Source organism: Aestuariivirga sp. (assembly GCF_037139295.1).
Lineage (GTDB): Bacteria > Pseudomonadota > Alphaproteobacteria > Rhizobiales > Aestuariivirgaceae > Aestuariivirga.
Map to the genome: position 1 here is coordinate 1 of NZ_JBAXGR010000224.1, position 2,903 is coordinate 2,903.

A 2,903-nucleotide genomic window follows, 5' to 3' on the forward strand; every position below is an offset into this window, starting at 1 on the left:
TGATACATGTTATAAACTGGATAGCTGAACTACTGTCCTCCTGGAACTTGGGAGACGACCTGATACCGAGCACGACTGATCTCATGGAGTGGAATTTCGTTTGTCAATCTCGAGCGAGTTCCCTGCAATCTTCGATGGCGCAGCCGCGGAGGCTGAGCGGATAGACAATTATGGAAAGATGGACGCAATCATTGTGACCGATGGAGAGGGCGTGTGGCGGCGGCGCTTCAATCCTGGTGATGAGATCGGTCATCGGGCTATAGGGCCGTTTCGGAGAATGCCGGGTCCGATCTTGAACCAGAGTTGCATAGGGTTTGTGCCGCTTTCCTTACGCTCGTGGACCATTTGCGGGCGGAGGGCGGAGGGCGGCGGCGGTCGGAAAGGTATGACTTCCCACGAGCTCATGCGTTTAAACTGGTTGTTTGGTACGATGGTCGTCTCGAAATTGATGCGTTTGAGAGATGTCAGAGTTCTTCAACCACAAGCTGTTGCCATCGCATTTCGAATTTTCACCTCGCGGTGGCGGCCTGAGGAGCTGGTCCCTAGATCTGTTGACTTGGGGCTTGGGACGTTCGAAAAACGCGAGTGTTTTGATCAACCGGCTTACCGAGCGCTGGGCGATCATTTAGTCCCGACTATTGCGACTTCTAAGATGTTCCGGAGACGATTGGAAACACCTGAATTCGAGCGGCGTTCTGCTTACCATGCGGCAGTTTGTCGGATGGACCATCGAGCTATATGCTCCTTTCGGTCGTTGACTGGGACCGCTCAATAGTGGCGCGTCGGCTTCCGCCTTTTGCTGCCATTCGTGCCTTCGAGGTGGTCGCGCGTTCGGGCAATCTCAGGGTCGCCGCACAGGAGCTTCATCTGAGCGTTTCAGCCCTCAGCCATCAGCTCAAGTCGCTTGAGAACTACGTGGGTATTCCGCTGTTCCTGCGGAACCATTCCGGCCTGCGCCTGACTGAGAGCGGAAACCAGTATGCGCAGGAACTGACGCGGGCACTCGACTCGATATCACTCGCCACTGCCAAGGTCGAGGCGGGGCCAAGGCGCGTGCTGTCAATCTGGCTCTCTCCGTCGATGGCCGGGCTCTGGCTGCTGCCACGCCTCGGCAAGTTCAACCGGCTCGTTCCGTCCGTTGATATCCGCATGGTGACATCGCTTGCGCCACACTCGTCTGATGCCGAAATGGTTGATGTTAGGATCGGTTATGGCGGGGGCGCGCCGCCAGGCGCCATCCGGCTTTTTGATGAAGCCGTTTTCCCAGTCTGCGCCCCGGACCAGTTGGACAAATATGCTTTTGAGGCAGCCGACCCGGACAATGACCTATCGAAGGGAACACTGATCGTCTGCCAGACGATGCCTGAGGAGTGGAACGGTTGGTTCCGCTTCAGCGAGTTTCGCGGCCGGCGCCCCGAGAGGTTGATATCCGTGGACAATCGAGCACTTGCCCTAGAAGCGGCGACCGAGGGTCTAGGCGTCGCCATGGGGCGTACGCCCTTCGTCAACGATGCCATCGGCGCGGGCAAGCTGCGGCGCGCCAGCAGCAAGACATTTGCCGACGGCTGCTGCTACTACCTCGTCACGTCATCGCTCCTGCTCCAGGATAAGGTGGCAGAAAACTTTAGCGACTGGCTGGTCACCGAGGCAGCGGGAACAGCCGGCACGCGACCGCCCCTCTCTGCATTGAACCTTCGCATCGCTGGTTGAATCTGGTTCAACCCGTGTTTAGCCTTTTTTGGTTCCTCCCCGACAGAACTCTCCATAAGAATTGGGTAAGGGGCCTTTGGGGTCCGCCCAAAAGAACAATATTTCAGGAGGAGTCGAAATGGATCGTCACCAACAGGGCCTGATCGCCCAGAAACTGCTGCGGCCGAGCATGACAAAGCGGGAGTTCATGCAGCTCGCGCTTATTTCGGGGGTCAGCATCGGCGTAGCGGACGCAATATTCACCTCCCGGGCGCAGGCTGAACCTAAGAGTGGAGGCTCTATGCATTTCGGCCTGAGCTACGGGGCCACGCAGGACAGCCTCGACCCAGCGACCTGGTCAAACATCATGGGCACGCTGATCTTCGGCGCGACGCTCACAGAGATTGACTCTAAGAACGTGGTGCAGCCCAGCCTTGCCGAGTCCTTCGAGGCATCGGAGGGCGCCAAGAGGTGGGTGTTCAAACTCAAGCGCGGCGTCACCTTCCATAATGGCCGCACCGTATCGGCAGACGACGTGGTGGCATCTTATAATCATCATCGCGGTGAACAGTCAAAATCTCCCATCAAGTCGGCGCTCGAGCAAATCGCAGACATCAAGGCCGACGGGTCGGAGACCATTGTATTCACGCTGAAATCTGGGAACGCGGATTTCTCCTACATCACGTCCGACTATCACCTGCCGATTTTCCCCGCTACCTCAACCGGCGGGATCGAGTGGGAAAAGGGTGTCTCCGCCGGCCCCTTCGTGCTCGACAAGTTCGAGCCTGGCCAGAGCATGAGTGGCAAGCGCTTCAAGGACTACCACAAGAATGGGCGGCCTTATCTTGACGAAGCCCGCATCACGGTGATCCATGACGTCACGGCGCGCACCAACGCGCTGCTCACTGGCGAGATCGACTATATGGACCGGTGCGACCTGAAGACGCTCAAGCACCTCTCGGCCGATCCAAACATCGAGATCGACAACGTGACGGGTGCTGCGCATTACATCGCTGTCATGAACGTGACGGTGCCGCCCTTCAACGACCCCAACGTCCGCAATGCGATCAAGTATGCAATCGACCGCAATGACATTGCCGACAAGATCGCGGCAGGATACGGCACGATCGGCAACGACAACCCCGTTTCCCCCACGCTCCGCTATGCCGTTCAGCCCGAACCGTTGCACCAGTTCGACCCGGCCAAGGTGAGCG

General features: G+C 57.9%; 2 protein-coding genes. Both read left to right on the top strand.

Features of this window, described 5'->3' with window-relative positions; genetic code table 11:
* Window positions 1-738: 738 nt before the first annotated feature.
* Complete coding sequence (locus WCJ41_RS21130) at window positions 739-1,710, top strand: LysR substrate-binding domain-containing protein (protein WP_336907812.1); 972 nt, start codon at window positions 739-741, stop codon at window positions 1,708-1,710.
* Window positions 1,711-1,828: 118 nt separating this feature from the next.
* A partial coding sequence (locus WCJ41_RS21135) for an ABC transporter substrate-binding protein (RefSeq protein WP_336907813.1) occupies window positions 1,829-2,903 on the top strand: 1,075 nt, incomplete at its 3' end.

Excerpts from the sequence above, each read along its gene's own strand:
- WCJ41_RS21130 (WP_336907812.1), top strand. The coding sequence starts at position 739 with ATGCTCCTTTCGGTCGTTGACTGGGACCGCTCAATAGTGGCGCGTCGG.